The organism is Methylobacterium dankookense (genome assembly GCF_902141855.1).
GTDB classification, from domain to species: domain Bacteria; phylum Pseudomonadota; class Alphaproteobacteria; order Rhizobiales; family Beijerinckiaceae; genus Methylobacterium; species Methylobacterium dankookense.
The window spans coordinates 18029-34282 of record NZ_CABFVH010000029.1; the positions used below are offsets into that span (position 1 = coordinate 18029).

Below are 16254 nucleotides of genomic sequence, written 5' to 3' on the forward strand. Positions count from 1 at the left end.
GTCCACACATGTGCCGGACCAAATTGGCGCAGTCTTCAATCCTTACCCAGAGATAGATGAGATTTCTCGGCTGAAAATTGGTAAGGGTCGCACTGAAAGAGCGGGCTGCGGGTTCGGTGGGTGCCGAGATGAACGAACCAAAATTTAATCCAAGAGATCTTCAGGGAAACAAGCACGTAAAAGCTCATCATTGGGAGAAAATGAAATCTGTTGGCGCTGGAAAGCTGGTAAGAGTCACAAACCCTGTTGATGAGAGAAATACAGCGAAGGGTTACTTCACTATCTGGACTGCCCTAGCGGGCAAGGATACCGATGAGATACGAAAAACCCTCGGGCTGAAAGACACGGATCTGATCACAGGAGCTTTCGTGTACAAGTTGCTGAGGGTTCCTGAGCCGCACGAATTCGAGGTTCGTGGGTATACCACGCTCCCGGACGGGATACCGCTGAAAGCCGGCGAGAAAACAGATGCAGCTGGCTTCCCTGCAGGAACTGGTGCTCTTCAATACACTTTGGTCAATCCTGTACCGGCAAAACTCGTATGCAAGTTGGGGCCTGGCGAGAAGTTGACACTGGAGCGCTTTCGGAGTGGGGCAGCATAGAAACGACTTCTTTGTGATGTAGCCATTTATACGACTCTAGCTAAGATCCGCTGCACTTGGATTGTTGTCCACACCTCTCCGCCACGTGCTGTCGGGATGCCGCGGGCCGTCAGGGCCTTAGCGAGTCCGGTGGCAGAGGTGATGCCCTCGGCGCGCAGGCCAGCGATCACCGGAGCGAGGCGGGCCGCCTGAGCGTCACCCTTGGCCTTCAAGGCGGCCTTGGAGGCTGCGTTGTCGGCTGCGGTCGGCACGTAGCCACGGAAGCCGCCCAGCTTGGTGCCGCGGGCCTTGGCGGCTGCCAGAGCGGCCTTGGTGCGTGCGCTGATCATGCGCCGCTCCTCCTCCGCCACCATCGCCATGATGCCGACCGTGAGGCGGTTGGCGTTCGGCATGTCGGCAGCGACGAAGTCCACGCCTGCCTTTTCAAGCCCGAGCAGGAAGTGCGCGTCGCGGGAGAGGCGATCTAGCTTCGCGATGACGAGCCGGGCGCCGTAGAGGCGACATGCCTCGATTGCCTTCACCAGCGCAGGTCGGTCGGCATCCTTGCCGCTCTCGACTTCCTCGAACTCGGCACAGACCTTCCAGGCGCCACCGTTGAGGAAGTCGGCCACAGCCTTGCGCTGCGCCTCGATGCCGAGACCGCTCTTGCCCTGACGGTCCGTGCTGACGCGGTAGTAGAGGACGTGATTGCCGCTGGCCATAACAACAACCTCAACCTTCGTTGAGATATTTGTAACTGGCATAGAGTCCGCCGGTCAATGGGCGTGCTGCCTAGCCTCCAGCTGGTAGATCACCTCAGTGCACATCAGCTTCGTCATGGCCTGGTCGTCGTCGTCCATGTCGAAGCCGCCGCTCCCGATGAAGCCGCCGAGCGCCGCCAGCGTCAGGGTTCGGGCCAAGGCCCCGTCGTCATCCGTGCCCATGCCGCCGAGGGCTTCCATCACCCGCTCCACCATCGTGACGGCCGAGGCCAGCATCACGGCCCCCTCATCGGAGAGCGGCGGCAGGTCGTCAGTCTCAGCGTCCATGCGATCCCTCTCGATTTTTGCTGTTTCCCAGGATGGATGGCGCGCCGTCCCAGACCGCGCCTAGAAATCTTGCCCCACAACAGCACTCTGTAGGTGACGCTACTGCTCGCATGCGCTCGAACCGACATCGCTTGAGCCGCGAATAGCGTCCTTTAGCGCGGCGGTCGGTTTGGAATTTGCCATCCCTCAAGAACTTGCGATGGGTCCTGCTTCTCCAGTTTCCCCACCTTGCGAAGTGGAGTGGAGATAGGTGGGGAGGTGGAGGCTTGGGTCCGTTTCTCCACCTCCCCACTTCCCCACCTCCCTATATGGGAGTGGGGGTGGTGGGGGTGGGGACGGACGGAGGGATATGAATGGCGCCCCAAACATCTCAGTCGCTGGCGGCCTCGCCCACCTCTATCATCGGGCGCGGTCGGCTCTTCTCATCCTGACCCGTCACCACCACGAACATCCCATTGGCGATCCAGATCCTGAGCAGGCGCTTCACCTTCTCCCTCTGGAGCTTGTCCGACAGATCAATCCCGAGCGCCTGAGCGATCGGCTTGCCGACCCAATCGGCGGCCTGGACGTTCTCGCGCCAGGGGCCACCGGCCCGCACGGCGGCCTGCGCGCGGCGTAGATCGTCCACGCTGAGATCGGCGAGCGGATCGGGCCACTTCCAGCGCGTGACCACGCCGATGCTGTCGCCGTCCGTGCCGAGCGGCCCGTTGCCGAGCGGCACGGATGCGAGCTTGAACCAGTCCGAACCCTCCGGCGGTGGGGCAAGGTTGGCCTTGCCGTTGTCGACCCGGAAGTGAAGGCGACGGCGCTCCACGCCTGCCCGCTCGGCCTCTTCCCTAGTCATCGCATTGAGGATCCGCCCCGTCCGGCTGGCCGAGATCAGGGCCACGGCGCCGCGGGCATCCTCCATCTGCACCTCGTTGCCCCCGGTCTTGCGAGCGTGGTGCACCAGCTCGACGGCGCAGTTCGTCTCCTCGGCGACCTTGCCCCAAGCCTTCGCCACACGGTCGATGGCGTTGTTGTCGTTCTCCGACACCCGGTGCGAGGACACGAACGGGTCGATGATGACCACGTCGATGCCATTCTCCACGATGGTGCGCTTCACCGCCTCGACCACGGGCACCGCGATGGTGATGCCGTTCCTGGTCTGCTCCGCGATGACGATCTCGGTCTGCCGGCCGGAGTTGAGGAACAGGCGCCCTTCCACGTCCTCGCGGCCGAGATCGTAGTGCATGGCGGTGGCCATGACGCGCCGCTGCAGCTCGTCCAGCGGATCCTCTCCGTTCCAGTACCAGACCTTGAGCAGGCTGGCCGGCTGCTCGCCGAGCAGGTCCCGGCCGCTCGTCATCGCCAGGGCCTCGGCGATGGCAAGGCTCGACTTGCCGACGCCGCCAGGCGCCACCGTCACGCTGACGAAGCGCTTGATGTAGTGCCGGCCGAGCAGCCACTCGCGCAACGGGATGGTCCTCGGATCGCACCAGGCGAACGGCTCGGCGCTGATACTGGCGGGTGGAGCCTCCGCCTTATCACCTTCCGCTGGTCCCCATCCATTCCGCCTGGCGAGCCAAAACAGGGTGCCGACTGTGATGCCGCCCGGCTTGCTGAAGCTATCCCACTTCTTGGCCGTGAAGGCGGCCTCGTTCTTTGGCGACTGCGCCGACCACGCCTCCCAGACGTCCTTCCCCTCCGGGCCGAGGCCATCGTAGAGGGCGAACCCGACCTGCACCCACTCGTCATAGGTGCAGTCGTTCGGGATGTGGCGCAGCAAGTCCTCCACCGTCGCGCGTGACGGCTTCTCGTGCTTCGACGTGCCGGAGGCTTCCTGTGCCTCCTCCTCGCGCTGGCGGATCCGCTCGCGCTGCTCCGCCCGGGTTTCGGCGCCGGTCGCCCGGATCATGGCCTCAGCCTCGCGCACGAAGGCGCTCAGTCGATCCGCATCCGTCTCCGGCAGGTCGGCGAAGGGCACGTCGAGGGGCGAGCCGGCGGACCACTCGTAGGGGCGTTCAGTCTGCGGATGGCAGCCGAAGCCCACGAATTGCTCACCCTCGGCCAGGGCCTCGACCTTGGTCGCCTTCTCGTCCGGATCGGCCGAGTAGAAGAGATCGGCCGTCTGAATTTTGCGATGTGCCGTCGCCACGCGGTAGCAGAGCAGCGTCCGGGGGGCCCGCCCGACCCGCCGCAGCGGGGTGGGGCCCAGCATCTCCACCGCGCGCGCCTCGATGGCCTGCGCGAGCTGCGGCTGCAGCACGTCGATGTCGAGCCCGATCAGCGTGCCGCAGAGCAGGCCGGTGTTCGTGCAGTCCGGCTCGGCCCGCGACCAGCGCTGGATCTCGCCGGGCGGCGCGTCGAGGCAGCGCACCTGCCACGCGCTCATCATCGGGCGCTTGCCGGCGTCCTTGACCTTCATCGAAGGCGCTGACACCGGCACGGGGTGGTAGCCACGCTCGCGCAGGGCGAGGCGCAACTCGGTCACGGGGGGAGCCTGGTGGAGCGTCACGCGGCGCCTCCCTGCTGACGGAGCGCACGCGCACGGTTGATCGCCAGCAACCGGAAGTCGGCGTAGGCGTCGGTATCGAACCAGGGGCCTGGGGAGATGCCGCAGGTGTCCTTCATCACGACCGGCGCGCCGCCGCGGACCATCACCACGGTGATGAAGCCGGCGGGATCCTGTATGGGATAGGCGCTCAGATCATTGCGTCGGGTCGGCCGGACCCGGTAGCGGCGCCGGCTGTTGTCCAGCGCCCAGAGAAAGTCCTCGCGGTCGAGGCGGCGCGAGATCATTGGACCGCCTCCCGCTGCACATCCTGCAAGGCGGCGATGAGGTCGGCGATGAGCCCGATCCGGATGCAGATGCCGGCGCGGGTCGGCCGGCGCTCGCCCTGATCACCGCAATTGGCTGACAGGGTCCGGATATCGCAGAGCAGGAAGCCGTCGAGATCCACGAGCGCGACGCGGATCGTCTCCGCGTTGTTCTTCGTGAACTCAGCGATGGTGCGCGACTCACTCATGCTCGCTTCCGCCAGTTGTCGGCGGCAGGGAAGGCCAACTCGGCGAGCACGCCTGCGACCTCGATTGACACGCCGAGCCGACGCGAAAGCCGTTGGATAATGAAGGTGGGCGCGCTATAATCCTGGGTGACAGCCGCCAAGCAGTCATTTCCCAGGACCCTCGCCGTGCCCGCGGCGGGGGTTCTGACTTTATGGGCCATCGGTCAGGCAGCCTCCCTCTTGGCGGCCTGTCGAGCCTCGAAGGCCTCCAGATCGGCAAGGCGCCAGTAGCGGCGCGTGTTGATGTAGATCGGCTGCGGGAAACCGAGTTTCTGATCGTTCACCCAACGGAAGACGGTCATGTCGCTGACGCCATAGCGGCGCCTGACCATTGAGGCCGGTAGAAGATCGCTGTTAGTGCTTTGGACAACAGAAGGCATTGCGTTGCTCCTTGTTGGAACACGCTGAAGATGGCTCGATGTCTTAGTCTAAGTCACTGAATTTGAATGGAGCGGAATTCGAGGATTTGGCCGCGCCATTTCAGTGAAAATTCTACGCTAGCTTTCTTTTGCTGTTATAGAGGTTGGCTACCCGCTTCGCACGGCTCACGTCCGTCCCAGAGCCCGCGATTTGCTTTACGATAAGGAGCGCAGCGCCATTCGCGCCTTGGGCTTTGCCAGTTTTTAATAGCTCATCAATCTGCGGGAATAAGGCAATATCAAGTTCTGCGAATATTGAACCCTTGGGGCGACCGCGTTTATTGGGCTTAGTATTTGTGTCTGGCTTTGCAGATACTGAAGAAAAAGTCTGGCCACACAGAAATTCATTCAGTTCCTGCTGAGCTATGAGGACCAGCGCAGCGCCAGTTAGATCTTCCCGAGAGAAGATTGATGTCCGAATAGGCTTCCCTAATGGGAAATAAAAACCGATTTCGAATACGCTATCGACCCTTGGGGTAGCCCATTCGCGCGTCGGTATCGATCTGAGATCGGACGAGCCAAAAACCGGATCGAAGTAGTGAGCCGTGAGTTGACCAAGAAAAAAAGCGTCTCGAAGTTTGCGACAAACTTCCAGTCTGATCGGGCCTAATGCGTAATTCAGCGCTCTTTTCCGATTTTCGTTCTCGAATTGTCCAGATATAGCTCGACCCAGAACATCGTCGACTCTTGGACGCTCCTTCTGTGCTGCCTCAATTTGCTGCGCGGCAGCTTTTATTTCAGCCGCGTACCAAGAATTCTCAGCTGCTTCGCATGCGTGTGCAATGGAGACGAAGCCCGGCGGCACGTAGTCGGTCACGCTTCATTTTCCTGAATTAAGCTACTCACATGCCGCGCCCAGGCCTCCAGCGCCGCGCGCTTCTCATCGAGGTACTGGTGGCGGTTATAGATCGCGGCCACGCCGCTGATCGTGCCGGAGTGGTGGTTCAACACGGCTTCAGTGACATGCACCGGATGCCCGAGCTTCGCCATGCCGGTGGTCGCCGTGCGCCGGAGGTCGTGGAGGCGCCAAGGTGTCATCATCACGCTGTCCGTCTCCCCTCCCCGTTCGGCTTCAACCCGCTTCAGGATCGCCAGCATGGTCGCATCGAGCCGCGCTTTGGCCTTGGCGTAGCCCGAGATCGCGGTTCGGCCGGTCGTGGTGAAAACGTAGCCCGATTTGCCCGCCACCCGTGGCTGGCTCGTCAGAAGGCTCTGGGCGGCTCCGGAGAGCGGTACGTCGTGCACCACGCCGTTCTTCGACCGTTCGCCGGGGATGGTCCAGAGCGTGCCGCCCTCACGCAGCTCCGACCGGCGCATCTTGGCGACCTCGTCTCGCCGCTGCGCCGTGAGCAGCAGTAACTGGACGAAGGGCCCGAACGGCCACCCGATCTCGTTGCAGGCGCGCCAGAGCACCCGGATCTCGGCCTCCTCCAGTACGCGCTCGCGGCTCGTCTCTGCGGCCGGTGCCCTCACCCGGACGCATGGGTTCGCGTCAAGGATCCCGCGATCCATGCACCAGTTGAAGAGCTTCGAGACGGCCGAGAGGGTTCGGTTCGCCGCGATCGGCGTGCCGGCGTCCACGATCTGGTCCAGCAGCTCGATGATGTCCCGGCGGCCGATCTCGTGGATCCGTTTGGTGCCCCAGGCTGGAAGCACCTTGGAACGGAGCAGGCGAGTCGTCTCCTCGGCCGTGCGGGGGCGGTTCTTCTTCCTGACGTGGCGCTCGATGAAGCTCTCCACGACGGTACTGACGAGGTCGCGATCAGGCTCCGGCGCAGGCACAGCCTTCGCGGCCTCTCGCTCCTGCGCGGGGTCACGCCCGAGCGACACGAGGTGGAGAGCCGCCCTGCCCTGCTCACGGGCCCTGGCGAGGTCGAGCGCCGGATAGGTCCCCAGCGTCATCTTCCGCGTCTTGCCGGCGTGGCGGTACCGCACGGCCCAGCTCTTTGCGCCGCTGGGCTGCACGACAAAGTAGAGCCCTGGCAGCGTCGCATCCGGGATCTCCGCGCGACGCGCGGCGTCCGGTTTCATCCGTTCGATTGCCTGCACGGTCAGTACCCGCGCCGCCATCTGGTGCTCCGCCGGGGTAACCAGGGGTAACAGAAATGGCCCGTTAAGGGCTGTTACCCCGAGTTAGGAACGAAGCCTAACATTGGCAGCTTTTGCCAGCGCTGGCAAAGCCGTCGACCATCTGACCACCACCTGATTGTTCGGCCCTGTTAGGCTTGAAAATCTGATTGTGGATCTGGGGGTCCCCCGTTCGAGCCGGGGCGGCTGTACCATCGAATCGCAGGACCTTTCGAAGGGGTTGGCATGAGCGCTGGCCCCTTTTTGCATTTCTGGCCTGCTGCCTGACGGTCGTGCTCAGGAAGCAGACGGGAAGCAGGGTTGCGCCTGTCCCGCGCCGTGCCGTGGGTTGTGGAACAGGCTGCACACGCCGCTGCGTTGAGCCAAGCTGGGGGACCCGTCCCAGGCGGATCTCGCCGCCGGTATCGTCGCGGCCGGCCGGCGACTGCCGGATGTGCCGAGCGCGGCGGCATGTCATCCTGCCTGGACCGCTCCAGAACGCCGATTCGATTGTGGGCAGCGCAGCTTACGGGTAAAAACGCGACCGCGAGGAACGTGCGAAGTGTGTCCGGGGCCGTGTTGAATTCCCTTACGCGTGAGGAGCTTGAAGCCGAGAACGCGCGCCTGCGAGTTGCGCTGGCGGAGGCCGGGATCGACGCGCAGCGCCTCGGTGGCCACCAGGCCGATCAGCGGTCCCGTGCCGCGCAGGACGATGCCCATAGCGCGGCGCGACAGCGCGCGGTCTTCGTGAGCGCCGTCGACTTCGCCATGATCGTCACGGACCCGGCCGGGATCATCTCCGACTGGAACCCGGGTGCCGAACACGTGCTGGGCTGGAGCGCGGACGAGATACGCGGCCAGGACACCGCACGGTTCTTCACGCCCGAAGACCGCGCCAGCGGCTATGTCGAGCACGAGATGCGGTTGGCGCTGCAGGAAGGGCGGGCCGCGGACGAGCGCTGGCACCTGCGCAAGGATGGCAGCCGGTTCTGGGCCTCGGGCGAGATGACGCCGCTCGTCGACAGCGACAGGGGCCATCTCGGCTTCCTGAAGATCCTGCGCGACCGCACTGCCGAGCACCTGGCGGGGGCCGCCCTCGAACAGACCCAGGAGCGCTACCGGCTGGCCCTGCAGGCCACCACCGACGCGATCTGGGACTGGGACCTCACGACCAACCACGTGCTCTGGAACGCGGCGCTGGAAGAGGCCTACGGCCACCCCCTGGCGACGATCGAGCCGACCGGCGACTGGTGGATCGGCCACATCCACCCCGACGACCGGGCCCGCATCGACGCTTCGATCCATGCGGTGATCGACGGCACGGGTCGTGCCTGGACCGACGAGTACCGCTTCCTGCAGGCAGACGGCTCCTACGCCCAGGTACTCGACCGGGGGCACGTGATCCGCGACGGCGAGGGCCGTGCCTGCCGGATGATCGGCGCTATGCTCGACCTGACCCGCATGCGCAGCGCGGAAAGCGCCCTGCGCGTCAGCGAGGAGCGCTTCCGGACGATCCTGGACACGATCGAGGCCGCCTTCGCCATCGTGCAGGTCAAGTTCGATGCCGACGACCGGCCGGTGGACTACCGCTTCCTGGAAGCCAACCCCGCCTTCGAGCGGGAGGCGGGCGTCAACCTGCGCGGCAAGTGGGTGACCGAGTTCGCGCCGAACCTGGAGCGGTTCTGGTTCGAGACCTACGGGCGGGTCGCCAAGACCCGGGAACCCACCAATTTCGAGAGCTATGCCAAAGCCTTCGCACGCTGGTTCGACGTCCGGGCCGTGCCCGTCGGCGAACCCGACGAGCGGCAGATCGCGATCTTCTTCAACGACGTCACGGCACGGCGCCAGCTCCAGGCCCGCAACGCGGCCACGCAGGAGCTGAGCGATCGGCTGCGCGACCTGACGGAACCCCGCGACATCGCCTCCGTCGCGGCCCAGATCCTCGGCACGACGCTGGAAGCCAGTCTGGTCGGCTACGGCACCGTGGACCACGCGGCCGAGACGCTGCTCGTCGAGCAGGACTGGTCCATCGCGGGCGTCCGGGCCCTGCCGAACCTGATCCACTTCCGCGACTTCGGCAGCTACTTCGACAACCTGCGCCAGGGTGAGACGGTCGTGGTGGCCGATGTCACCGAGGATCGGCGGACCACTGCGTATGCGGCGGATCTCGAAGCCATCGGCGCGCGCGCCTTCATCAACCTGCCGATCTTCGAGCAGGGACGCTTCGTGGCCCTCCTCTATGTCGGGCAGACGGAACCGCGCGCCTGGACGGACGACGAGATCCTGTTCGTGCGTGACGTGACCGAACGGATCCGGGCCGCGACCGAGCGGGCGCAGGGCGAGAAGGACCTGCGCGTGTCCGAAGCGCGCGCGAACGCCTATGCCGACGCGCTGCGCGCCCTCAACGAGACGCTGGAGCAGCGCGTTACCGAGCGCACCGCCGAGCTGATGCAGGCCGAGGAATTGCTGCGCCAGTCCCAGAAGATGGAGGCGGTCGGCCAGCTGACCGGCGGCCTCGCGCACGACTTCAACAACCTGCTGGCCGGCATCTCCGGCAGCCTGGAGCTGATGAATACCCGCATCGGCCAGGGCCGCCTCAAGGACGTGGACAAGTACATGGTCGCCGCGCAGGGGGCGAGCAAACGGGCGGCCGCACTGACCCACCGGCTGCTGGCGTTCTCGCGCCGGCAGACGCTCGACCCCAAGGCGACCAACGTGAACACCCTGGTCAGCGGCATGCTCGAGCTGATCCAGCGCACGGTGGGCCCGAGCGTGCAGGTGGAAACGGTCTGCATGAGCGATCTCTGGCCGACGCTGGTGGATCCGTCGCAGCTGGAGAACGCCCTCCTGAACCTCTGCATCAATGCCCGCGACGCCATGCCGGCGGGCGGCCGGATCACGATCGAGACCGACCACCGCTGGATCGACCGGGAGGCGGCCCAGCGGCAGGATATGCCGGCGGGGCAATACTTGGCGCTCAGCGTGTCCGATACCGGCACCGGCATGAGCCCGGAGGTGATCGCCAAGGCTTTCGACCCGTTCTTCACCACCAAGCCGCTCGGGCAGGGCACCGGCCTCGGCCTGTCGATGATCTATGGGTTCGCCAAGCAATCCGGTGGGCAGGTGCGCATCCACTCCAGTGTGGGCGAAGGCACGACCGTCAGCATCTACCTGCCCCGCCACCAGGGCGAGGCCGAGCACGACGAGGTGCTGCCAGAAGCCGGGCTGCTGCCGGTCGCCGAGGACGGCGAGACCGTGCTGATCGTGGATGACGAGCCGACCGTGCGCATGCTGGTCACCGACGTGCTGGGCGATCTCGGCTACACCGCGGTCGAGGCGGCGGACGGCGCCGGCGGCCTCAAGGTGCTGCAATCCGATGCGCGCATCGACCTGCTGATCACCGATGTCGGGCTGCCCGGCGGTCTCAACGGCCGCCAGATGGCCGACGCGGCGCGGGTCACCCGGCCGGAGCTCAAGGTGCTGTTCATCACCGGCTATGCCGAGAACGCCCTGCTCAGCAACGGCCAGCTCGAGCCGGGCATGGCGGTGCTGACCAAGCCCTTCGCAGTGGATACTCTGGCCGCCCGCATCCGTGAGCTGATCGCTCAGTGAGGTCAGGATCCGAGAGGCATCTCGGGCCTTGGGAAGATCTGCTTGCCGGCGGTCTCAGCAAGCCCGCGCGGCGCTTGAGCGAGGGCGACATCCGCCATCCCGAAGGGATCACCCGGATGTCGTATGATTGGCCTGGAACGACCGAGATTCGCAGCAGCCCGACCCACCAGGCCGCCTCCCGAAACGGATCCGTGGGCCGCGATCGTCAATCCGCCGGGATGAAGCGCAGCGTGCCGGCGCGACGCGCTGGCATGCCGGTGTCGTTCGGGTGATTGATCCCATCCGTGACGGGCACCTCGGAGAAGTCGAACGGGCTGACCCCGTCGAGACAGGCGACGTTCACTGCATAGAGGCTGGTGTTGGATCGCCTCTGGTGATGGGTGTATATTCCGCATCGGGAGCAGAAGAAGTGCTGCGCCGATCCGGTATGGAAGCGGTAGCGCGTCAGGGCATCCTCGCCCTGCAGGATCTTGATCCCGCCCGCCTCCGCCATGGCGACAACGGCGCCGCGCATGCGGCAGTAGGAGCAGGTGCAGCGGCGGACCGAATCGAAGCCGTCGCCGAGCGACACCGCGAAACGCACCGCACCGCAATGGCACTGGCCAGCCCGAACAGTCATGGTGCCCAAGTCCCCTATCTACCTGTTCATTGGAGAATGGATCACCAGGCCAGGCACGCCGCGCCGACTGCGACGGCGAGGCAGGACGCGATCCGACGCGGGCTCAGTTCCTCCCCGAGGAAGAGCCGTCCGATGAGGGCGGCGTAGACCACGCTGGTCTCGCGCAGCGCCGAGACCGCCCCCATCGCATCGGACTGCATGGCCCAGATGACGATGCCGTAGGCCAGGATCGAAACGAGCCCGCCGCCCAGCGCCATCGCCGTCTGCAGGCCGGTATAGGCCGGTGGCGTTCCGCGCATCGCGAGATAGAGGAGCGGCATGGTCAGGCTCCACAGCAGGAACATGCTCGCCGCGTAGGACAGGCTGTTCCCGGACAGACGCACCCCGATCCCGTCGACGACGGTATAGGCCCCGATCAAGATGCCGGTGACGAACGCGGCCGGGAGGAAGTCGGCTCGCACCCGCCCGCCCTGGATAGCGAGCGAGAGGATGCCGCCGGACACCAGCGCGACGCCAATGATGGGGACGACGCCGAGCGTCTCGTGCGCGAACATGGCCGCGCCCAGCGCGACGAGGACGGGCGAGGAGCCGCGCGAGATCGGGTAGGTCTGCCCGAGGTCGCCCGAGCGGTAGGTCCGCACGAGGGACAGATTGTAGCCGGTATGGATGAGGGCGGAGGCGATCACGTAGGGCCAGCTCGCCGCGTTCGGCCAGGGCAGGAACGCCATCGCGACCGCCGAGGCGCAGGCGACGGCGATCATCATCAGCGTCATCGACCAGAGGCGGTCGCTGCCGCCGCGCAGCACCGCGTTCCAGCCGGCATGCAGGATCGCGGCGCACACGACGCCGGCGAGGACGAGCGGGGTCATGCGCGGTCGTCGCCTCGGCGCCTCACGACGCTCTCGGCGTCGCGAGCCGGGGCGACAGGGCGAGCATGAGCGGGATCACGGCGAAGGCCGTCGCCGCGGCTGCAACCGCCGCCCCGCTCGGCCCGACGGCGTCGCCGAGCGGGCCGTAGAACAACGGGCTCGCGAGAGCGCTGCCGCCCAAGGTGCAGGTGTAGAAGATCGCGAAGGCCCGCTCGACCCGTCCCCCCGGCGCGAGTTCCGGCACCGTACCGTAGAGGACGGAGGACGTCCCGTTCAGCATCAGGCCGAGCCCCGGCAGCACGACGAGGGCGGGGGCAAGCGGAAGGGCGATCACGGCCAGGATGGCCGCGGCCGTGCCGGCTTCCGTGAGGATCACGCTGCGCGTCACCCCGAAGCGCTCGCCGAGCCGGCCGAAGACCGCCTTGCCGAGCGCGCCGCCGACCGCGACGAGGGCGAACGCGACGCCCACCGTCGCAAGCGCCGCCCCCTTCGCCTGGAGCAGGAACGGCAGGTAGATGAGAAAGGCCGGGCGCGCGGCATTGTCGAGCATGCCGATCGCCACGAGCAGGCCGAAGCCCGTCCGGCCGGCTTGGCCGGTGCCATCGTGTCGGATCGCCTTCGCCGTCCCGTGTGCCTCGCCGGGCATGAGGGGCTCGCGCGGGAGCAGGCGGCCGATGCCGAGCGCGACGACGAATCCTAGACCGGCGACGAGCCACAGGACCGGGCGCCAGTCGGAACGTGTGAGGAGGAAGCCGACGAGCGGTGGCAGCGCCGCCTTCCCCAGGTCGCCGGCGAAATTGTAGGTGCCGAGCGGGCCGCGAGCGGCCTGTCCGTAAGCGCGAGCGATCACCGCGGAGGCGAGCGGATGCTGCGTGCTGCTGCCGGCACCCGAGAGCGCCAGGGCCAAGCACAGGCCGAGGAGGCCCCCGGATGCACCGGCGAGCGCGTAGCCGCCCGCGCTCGTGAGCGTGCCGAGCATGAGTACGGCGCGCGCACCGAGCAGGCGCGCTGCCGCGGTGGCGGGCATCTGCAGCCCGGCCAGCGCGCCGACATAGAGCGACCGCAGCACCGCGAGCGCGACGTAGCCGAGGCCGAACTCCGCCTGCCAGACCGGCAGGAGCACGTAGATCAGGTCGGTATAGCCGTCGTGGAGCGCGTGGTTGACCCCGACCACCGTGAGCGAGCGCCGTGCATCGTGGGAGGTGGGGGAGATATCCTTCGCCGTGCCGGGGCGCAGTGCGGGCGAGATCCGGGTTTCGGTCGTCATGCCCCGCAGGATGGTCCGCTCGTCTCGCGCTGACAAACGCCTTATGCTGACGCTCACGTGAGGAAATCTGACGCATGCATCGCCGGTTGCCGCCGCTCAACGCCTTGAAGGCCTTCGAGGCGGCCGGCCGCCATGCGAGCTTCACCCTGGCCGCGGACGAGCTGCGCGTCACGCACGGCGCGATAAGCCGGCATGTGCAGGCGCTCGAAGCGTGGCTCGGGGTGTTGCTGTTCGAGCGGCACAATCGGCGCGTGGTGCTCACGGAAGCCGGACGCAGCTATCTCGCCGAGATCGGTGCGGCCCTCGATCGCGTGGCGCTCGCGACCGCGCGGCAGGTGGAGCGCGGTCAGGAGCGCGTGCTTCACGTGAACGCCCTCGCGACCTTCACGCTGCGCTGGCTGATCCCGCGCCTCTCCGCCTTCCAGCGCGCCCACCCCGCCATCGAGATCCGGCTGACGACCTCGAACGTTCCGCTCGCGCACATCGCCGAGCCGTTCGACGTCGCCATCCGAGGTGGACCGGACACGCGGCCAGGATATGTCGGGCGAGAGTTCCTCACCGAGGAGCGCATCCCGGTATGCAGCCCGGCGCTGCTGCGGCGCCAGCCGCTGCGGGAGCCGGCACAGCTCAAGCACCACACGCTCCTGCATGCGGCGACGCTGGCCGAGGTCTGGCCGCACTGGCTGAAGGCGGCCGGCGTGCCGGACCTGGAGCCGCAGGCCTCGATCACGCTGGAGCATTTCTACCTGACGCTGCAGGCGGCGCTCGACGGCTTGGGCGTGGCGATGGGCCCGACCCGGCTGGTCGCCGACGACGTGGCGGCGGGCCGGCTGACGCTCCCCTTCCCCGGCCCCGCGCTGCCGGCGCGCAGCTATCACACCTACGTCCCGGAAGCCCGCAAGGAGGACCCCGCCGTGCGGGCGTTCTGCGAGTGGCTGCTGGTTGCCGCTTGACCGCGACAGTGGCTGGTCGCCGACCTGACGCCGGATCGCCCGATGCGTCGCTCCGCGGTCGCACGATCGATGCAGGCGACCACGGCGGGCCCTTGCGGTTTCAGGAGAGAGGCATCGGGACGGCCCCCGAAACTGCGATCAGCGCTCCGCTGCGGCAGCCCGTGCCACGGCCAGGACCTCAGCCCGCGCATCCGCGTCCGCGATGGCGAACCAAAGGCTCAGCAGCTCGGCGGCGCCGGTCAGGTCGTCCCGGTCGCCGGAATCCAGGGTCAGCTCCTCCACCGGCCGGCCGAGCGCGGCGGCGATCCGTGCGAGCTGGATGCGAGCATTCCGCGGACCGGGATACACGCCGTTTGGATGAGAGCGATCTACCATTCCGGATATTCGAAGCGCGACCGACCGCCCTTCTATAAGGCCATGCAACCCAGGATGGAAGCCGTTCCAGTTGTCAGAATTCGCATCCCGGGGGGCCATTGCCAGACGGCTGGAATGCGCTAGACCTCCTTCGCGTTTAGGTTGAGTGGATCTTCGCGATTGCCATGATCGAGTGCGACGAGTTCGATGAGATGGTAGAGGCCTGCATCGAAGCTGGGACGCTTGTCCTTGATCACGGGTCGGAAGAACTGCAACAGATCATGCGCGTGCTGCTGTATCGTCTCGGCCAGGAGGTCGCCCGCCGCGAGGAGCAGGCGTTCACCGGCTTCCCCAAGCTGCACGACGGGGCTTGATGGGGCGGCCGCGGCCCGTGCGGCTTCGGTAGAGCCCGGGTTCAGGATCGTGCGGGTCCTGGCTGCCGAACGGCCTGATCGACCTGCACCAGAACGTCGAGCGCGCGCCAGGGCTTGTCGAGATAGACCGCCTGGCCGGGCAGTTCCTCGACCCGGTCGCCGCCTCCGCCGGAGGTCACGACGAGACGGATATTCGGCCAGGTGCTGCTGGCTAGGCCAGCCAGTTGAACGCCATCCATCGCGCCAGCGAGCCGAATGTCGGTGAACAGCATGGCCACCTCGTCGGGGTGCTCGCCGATCAAGCGGATCGCCTCCTCGGCGCTGGCACAGGCAACGACATCGAGGACCGTCTCTTCCAGCATCGCCACGGCGAGTTCCCGCAGGAGGGCATCGGCCTCCACGACGACGACGATCCGTGTGGGGTTCGTTGTGGTGGAGCGAACGCCGCGGCCCTTCAGCCCGACCGCATCGCGGTCCTGAAGGAGGAGGACGAGTTCGCCGAGTCTCGGCGGGAGTTCGACATCGATGAGGCGATCATATGCTGGGGCCAGGCGGTTCGCGACGCCGTGTGCCGTGGGATTGGCGCTCCCACAGTCCGAAAACTGAAGCATATCGTCCCCACGACGCATGAACCCTCCTGCCCGGCGATGATTGGCTACGCACCGGGATGCTCCTTAATCCATGTAATACCTTCATTTGAACGACGGTGGATCGCGCTGGTTTCAGCTGCGCTGTAACAAAGGCTAATATCATGAATTGCTTGGCTGGCATTCAATTGCGGGCAATCAGGATGTGCCGGCTCCCCCTGCCCTATCCCATCACGGCCACAGAGATTGCCCGAGCGTCGCGCGATCTTCATAGCGTCAGGCTCGCGGCGCTTACGAGGGCGCGTATGCCCCTATCCTGAACCGGGTCGCCGATGCGGATGGTGGGGTTTGCGCAAAGGCAGGGTGAAACATCGGACTGGATCCGCCAGGCAGCCCGATGATCCGCAATGACAGACTGGCGTGGACCTACGCCTCAGCCGTCCCCGTTCTGGCATC

At 66.2% G+C, this 16254-nt stretch carries 17 protein-coding genes; 4 read left to right on the forward strand and 13 right to left on the reverse strand.

The genetic code is table 11. The annotated features are described in order from the left end of the window. Window positions 1-116: 116 nt before the first annotated feature. The gene (locus MTDSW087_RS19405; RefSeq protein ID WP_144766554.1) at window positions 117-602 is read left to right on the forward strand and encodes a hypothetical protein; all 486 of its coding nucleotides are present in this window, start codon (window positions 117-119) and stop codon (window positions 600-602) included. A 26-nt stretch (window positions 603-628) separates the two neighbouring features. On the opposite strand, the gene MTDSW087_RS19410 is transcribed toward MTDSW087_RS19405, so the two are convergent. The 8 genes from MTDSW087_RS19410 to MTDSW087_RS19445 form a co-directional block, all read right to left on the reverse strand. Beyond that, complete coding sequence (locus MTDSW087_RS19410) at window positions 629-1303, reverse strand: recombinase family protein (RefSeq protein WP_144766555.1); 675 nt, start codon at window positions 1301-1303, stop codon at window positions 629-631. Between the two features lie 54 nt (window positions 1304-1357). Continuing rightward, entirely contained in the window at window positions 1358-1630 is a 273-nt protein-coding gene (locus MTDSW087_RS19415) for a hypothetical protein (RefSeq protein ID WP_144766556.1), read from the reverse strand. 370 nt (window positions 1631-2000) lie between these two features. Next, window positions 2001-4127, reverse strand: a complete 2127-nt coding sequence (locus MTDSW087_RS19420) for an AAA family ATPase (protein ID WP_144766557.1) — start codon at window positions 4125-4127, stop codon at window positions 2001-2003. After that, window positions 4124-4411: a hypothetical protein gene (locus MTDSW087_RS19425; RefSeq protein WP_144766558.1), complete on the reverse strand. Its 288-nt coding sequence runs from the start codon at window positions 4409-4411 to the stop codon at window positions 4124-4126. Before MTDSW087_RS19425 ends, MTDSW087_RS19420 begins: the two co-directional genes overlap by 4 nt. Beyond that, complete coding sequence (locus MTDSW087_RS19430) at window positions 4408-4638, reverse strand: hypothetical protein (RefSeq protein ID WP_144766559.1); 231 nt, start codon at window positions 4636-4638, stop codon at window positions 4408-4410. Before MTDSW087_RS19430 ends, MTDSW087_RS19425 begins: the two co-directional genes overlap by 4 nt. A gap of 203 nt (window positions 4639-4841) precedes the next feature. Next, on the reverse strand, window positions 4842-5057 hold the full coding sequence (locus MTDSW087_RS19435; RefSeq protein ID WP_144766560.1) for a helix-turn-helix transcriptional regulator: 216 nt from the start codon (window positions 5055-5057) through the stop codon (window positions 4842-4844). Between the two features lie 112 nt (window positions 5058-5169). Next, window positions 5170-5913, reverse strand: a complete 744-nt coding sequence (locus MTDSW087_RS19440; RefSeq protein WP_144766561.1) for a hypothetical protein — start codon at window positions 5911-5913, stop codon at window positions 5170-5172. Continuing rightward, window positions 5910-7166: a tyrosine-type recombinase/integrase gene (locus MTDSW087_RS19445; RefSeq protein WP_144766562.1), complete on the reverse strand. Its 1257-nt coding sequence runs from the start codon at window positions 7164-7166 to the stop codon at window positions 5910-5912. Before MTDSW087_RS19445 ends, MTDSW087_RS19440 begins: the two co-directional genes overlap by 4 nt. A 573-nt stretch (window positions 7167-7739) precedes the next feature. Here MTDSW087_RS19445 and MTDSW087_RS30910 point away from each other — a divergent pair. Further along, window positions 7740-10775 carry a PAS domain S-box protein gene (locus tag MTDSW087_RS30910; RefSeq protein WP_238179543.1) on the forward strand — a complete coding sequence of 1012 codons (3036 nt, stop codon included), beginning with the start codon at window positions 7740-7742 and terminating at the stop codon, window positions 10773-10775. Window positions 10776-10980: 205 nt separating this feature from the next. On the opposite strand, the gene MTDSW087_RS19460 is transcribed toward MTDSW087_RS30910, so the two are convergent. Genes MTDSW087_RS19460 through MTDSW087_RS19470 form a run of 3 tightly spaced genes read right to left on the reverse strand, consistent with a single transcriptional unit; the run spans window position 10981 to window position 13530 of the window. Then, window positions 10981-11394, reverse strand: a complete 414-nt coding sequence (locus tag MTDSW087_RS19460; RefSeq protein WP_144766599.1) for a GFA family protein — start codon at window positions 11392-11394, stop codon at window positions 10981-10983. A 41-nt stretch (window positions 11395-11435) separates the two neighbouring features. Further along, window positions 11436-12263, reverse strand: a complete 828-nt coding sequence (locus tag MTDSW087_RS19465) for an EamA family transporter (RefSeq protein ID WP_144766563.1) — start codon at window positions 12261-12263, stop codon at window positions 11436-11438. A 22-nt stretch (window positions 12264-12285) separates the two neighbouring features. Further along, window positions 12286-13530 (reverse strand): MFS transporter, encoded by a 1245-nt coding sequence (locus tag MTDSW087_RS19470; protein WP_144766564.1) that lies wholly within the window; start codon window positions 13528-13530, stop codon window positions 12286-12288. 74 nt (window positions 13531-13604) lie between these two features. Here MTDSW087_RS19470 and gcvA point away from each other — a divergent pair, with 74 nt between their 5' ends. Next, window positions 13605-14483 (forward strand): transcriptional regulator GcvA, encoded by an 879-nt coding sequence (gcvA, locus tag MTDSW087_RS19475; protein ID WP_144766565.1) that lies wholly within the window; start codon window positions 13605-13607, stop codon window positions 14481-14483. A 138-nt stretch (window positions 14484-14621) separates the two neighbouring features. Here the strand turns inward: gcvA and MTDSW087_RS19480 are convergent, their stop codons facing one another. After that, window positions 14622-14858: a hypothetical protein gene (locus MTDSW087_RS19480; protein WP_144766566.1), complete on the reverse strand. Its 237-nt coding sequence runs from the start codon at window positions 14856-14858 to the stop codon at window positions 14622-14624. Between the two features lie 164 nt (window positions 14859-15022). Here MTDSW087_RS19480 and MTDSW087_RS19485 point away from each other — a divergent pair, with 164 nt between their 5' ends. Beyond that, on the forward strand, window positions 15023-15211 hold the full coding sequence (locus tag MTDSW087_RS19485; protein ID WP_144766567.1) for a hypothetical protein: 189 nt from the start codon (window positions 15023-15025) through the stop codon (window positions 15209-15211). A 41-nt stretch (window positions 15212-15252) separates the two neighbouring features. On the opposite strand, the gene MTDSW087_RS19490 is transcribed toward MTDSW087_RS19485, so the two are convergent. Continuing rightward, complete coding sequence (locus tag MTDSW087_RS19490) at window positions 15253-15840, reverse strand: response regulator (protein ID WP_238179541.1); 588 nt, start codon at window positions 15838-15840, stop codon at window positions 15253-15255. Between the last annotated feature and the right edge of the window lie 414 nt (window positions 15841-16254).

Excerpts from the sequence above, each read along its gene's own strand:
- MTDSW087_RS19410 (WP_144766555.1), bottom strand. The coding sequence starts at position 1,303 with ATGGCCAGCGGCAATCACGTCCTCTACTACCGCGTCAGCACGGACCGT.
- MTDSW087_RS19415 (WP_144766556.1), bottom strand. The coding sequence starts at position 1,630 with ATGGACGCTGAGACTGACGACCTGCCGCCGCTCTCCGATGAGGGGGCC.
- MTDSW087_RS19425 (WP_144766558.1), bottom strand. The coding sequence starts at position 4,411 with ATGATCTCGCGCCGCCTCGACCGCGAGGACTTTCTCTGGGCGCTGGAC.
- MTDSW087_RS19430 (WP_144766559.1), bottom strand. The coding sequence starts at position 4,638 with ATGAGTGAGTCGCGCACCATCGCTGAGTTCACGAAGAACAACGCGGAG.
- MTDSW087_RS19435 (WP_144766560.1), bottom strand. The coding sequence starts at position 5,057 with ATGCCTTCTGTTGTCCAAAGCACTAACAGCGATCTTCTACCGGCCTCA.
- MTDSW087_RS19445 (WP_144766562.1), bottom strand. The coding sequence starts at position 7,166 with ATGGCGGCGCGGGTACTGACCGTGCAGGCAATCGAACGGATGAAACCG.
- MTDSW087_RS19460 (WP_144766599.1), bottom strand. The coding sequence starts at position 11,394 with ATGACTGTTCGGGCTGGCCAGTGCCATTGCGGTGCGGTGCGTTTCGCG.
- MTDSW087_RS19465 (WP_144766563.1), bottom strand. The coding sequence starts at position 12,263 with ATGACCCCGCTCGTCCTCGCCGGCGTCGTGTGCGCCGCGATCCTGCAT.
- MTDSW087_RS19470 (WP_144766564.1), bottom strand. The coding sequence starts at position 13,530 with ATGACGACCGAAACCCGGATCTCGCCCGCACTGCGCCCCGGCACGGCG.
- gcvA (WP_144766565.1), top strand. The coding sequence starts at position 13,605 with ATGCATCGCCGGTTGCCGCCGCTCAACGCCTTGAAGGCCTTCGAGGCG.
- MTDSW087_RS19480 (WP_144766566.1), bottom strand. The coding sequence starts at position 14,858 with ATGGTAGATCGCTCTCATCCAAACGGCGTGTATCCCGGTCCGCGGAAT.
- MTDSW087_RS19485 (WP_144766567.1), top strand. The coding sequence starts at position 15,023 with ATGATCGAGTGCGACGAGTTCGATGAGATGGTAGAGGCCTGCATCGAA.
- MTDSW087_RS19490 (WP_238179541.1), bottom strand. The coding sequence starts at position 15,840 with ATGCGTCGTGGGGACGATATGCTTCAGTTTTCGGACTGTGGGAGCGCC.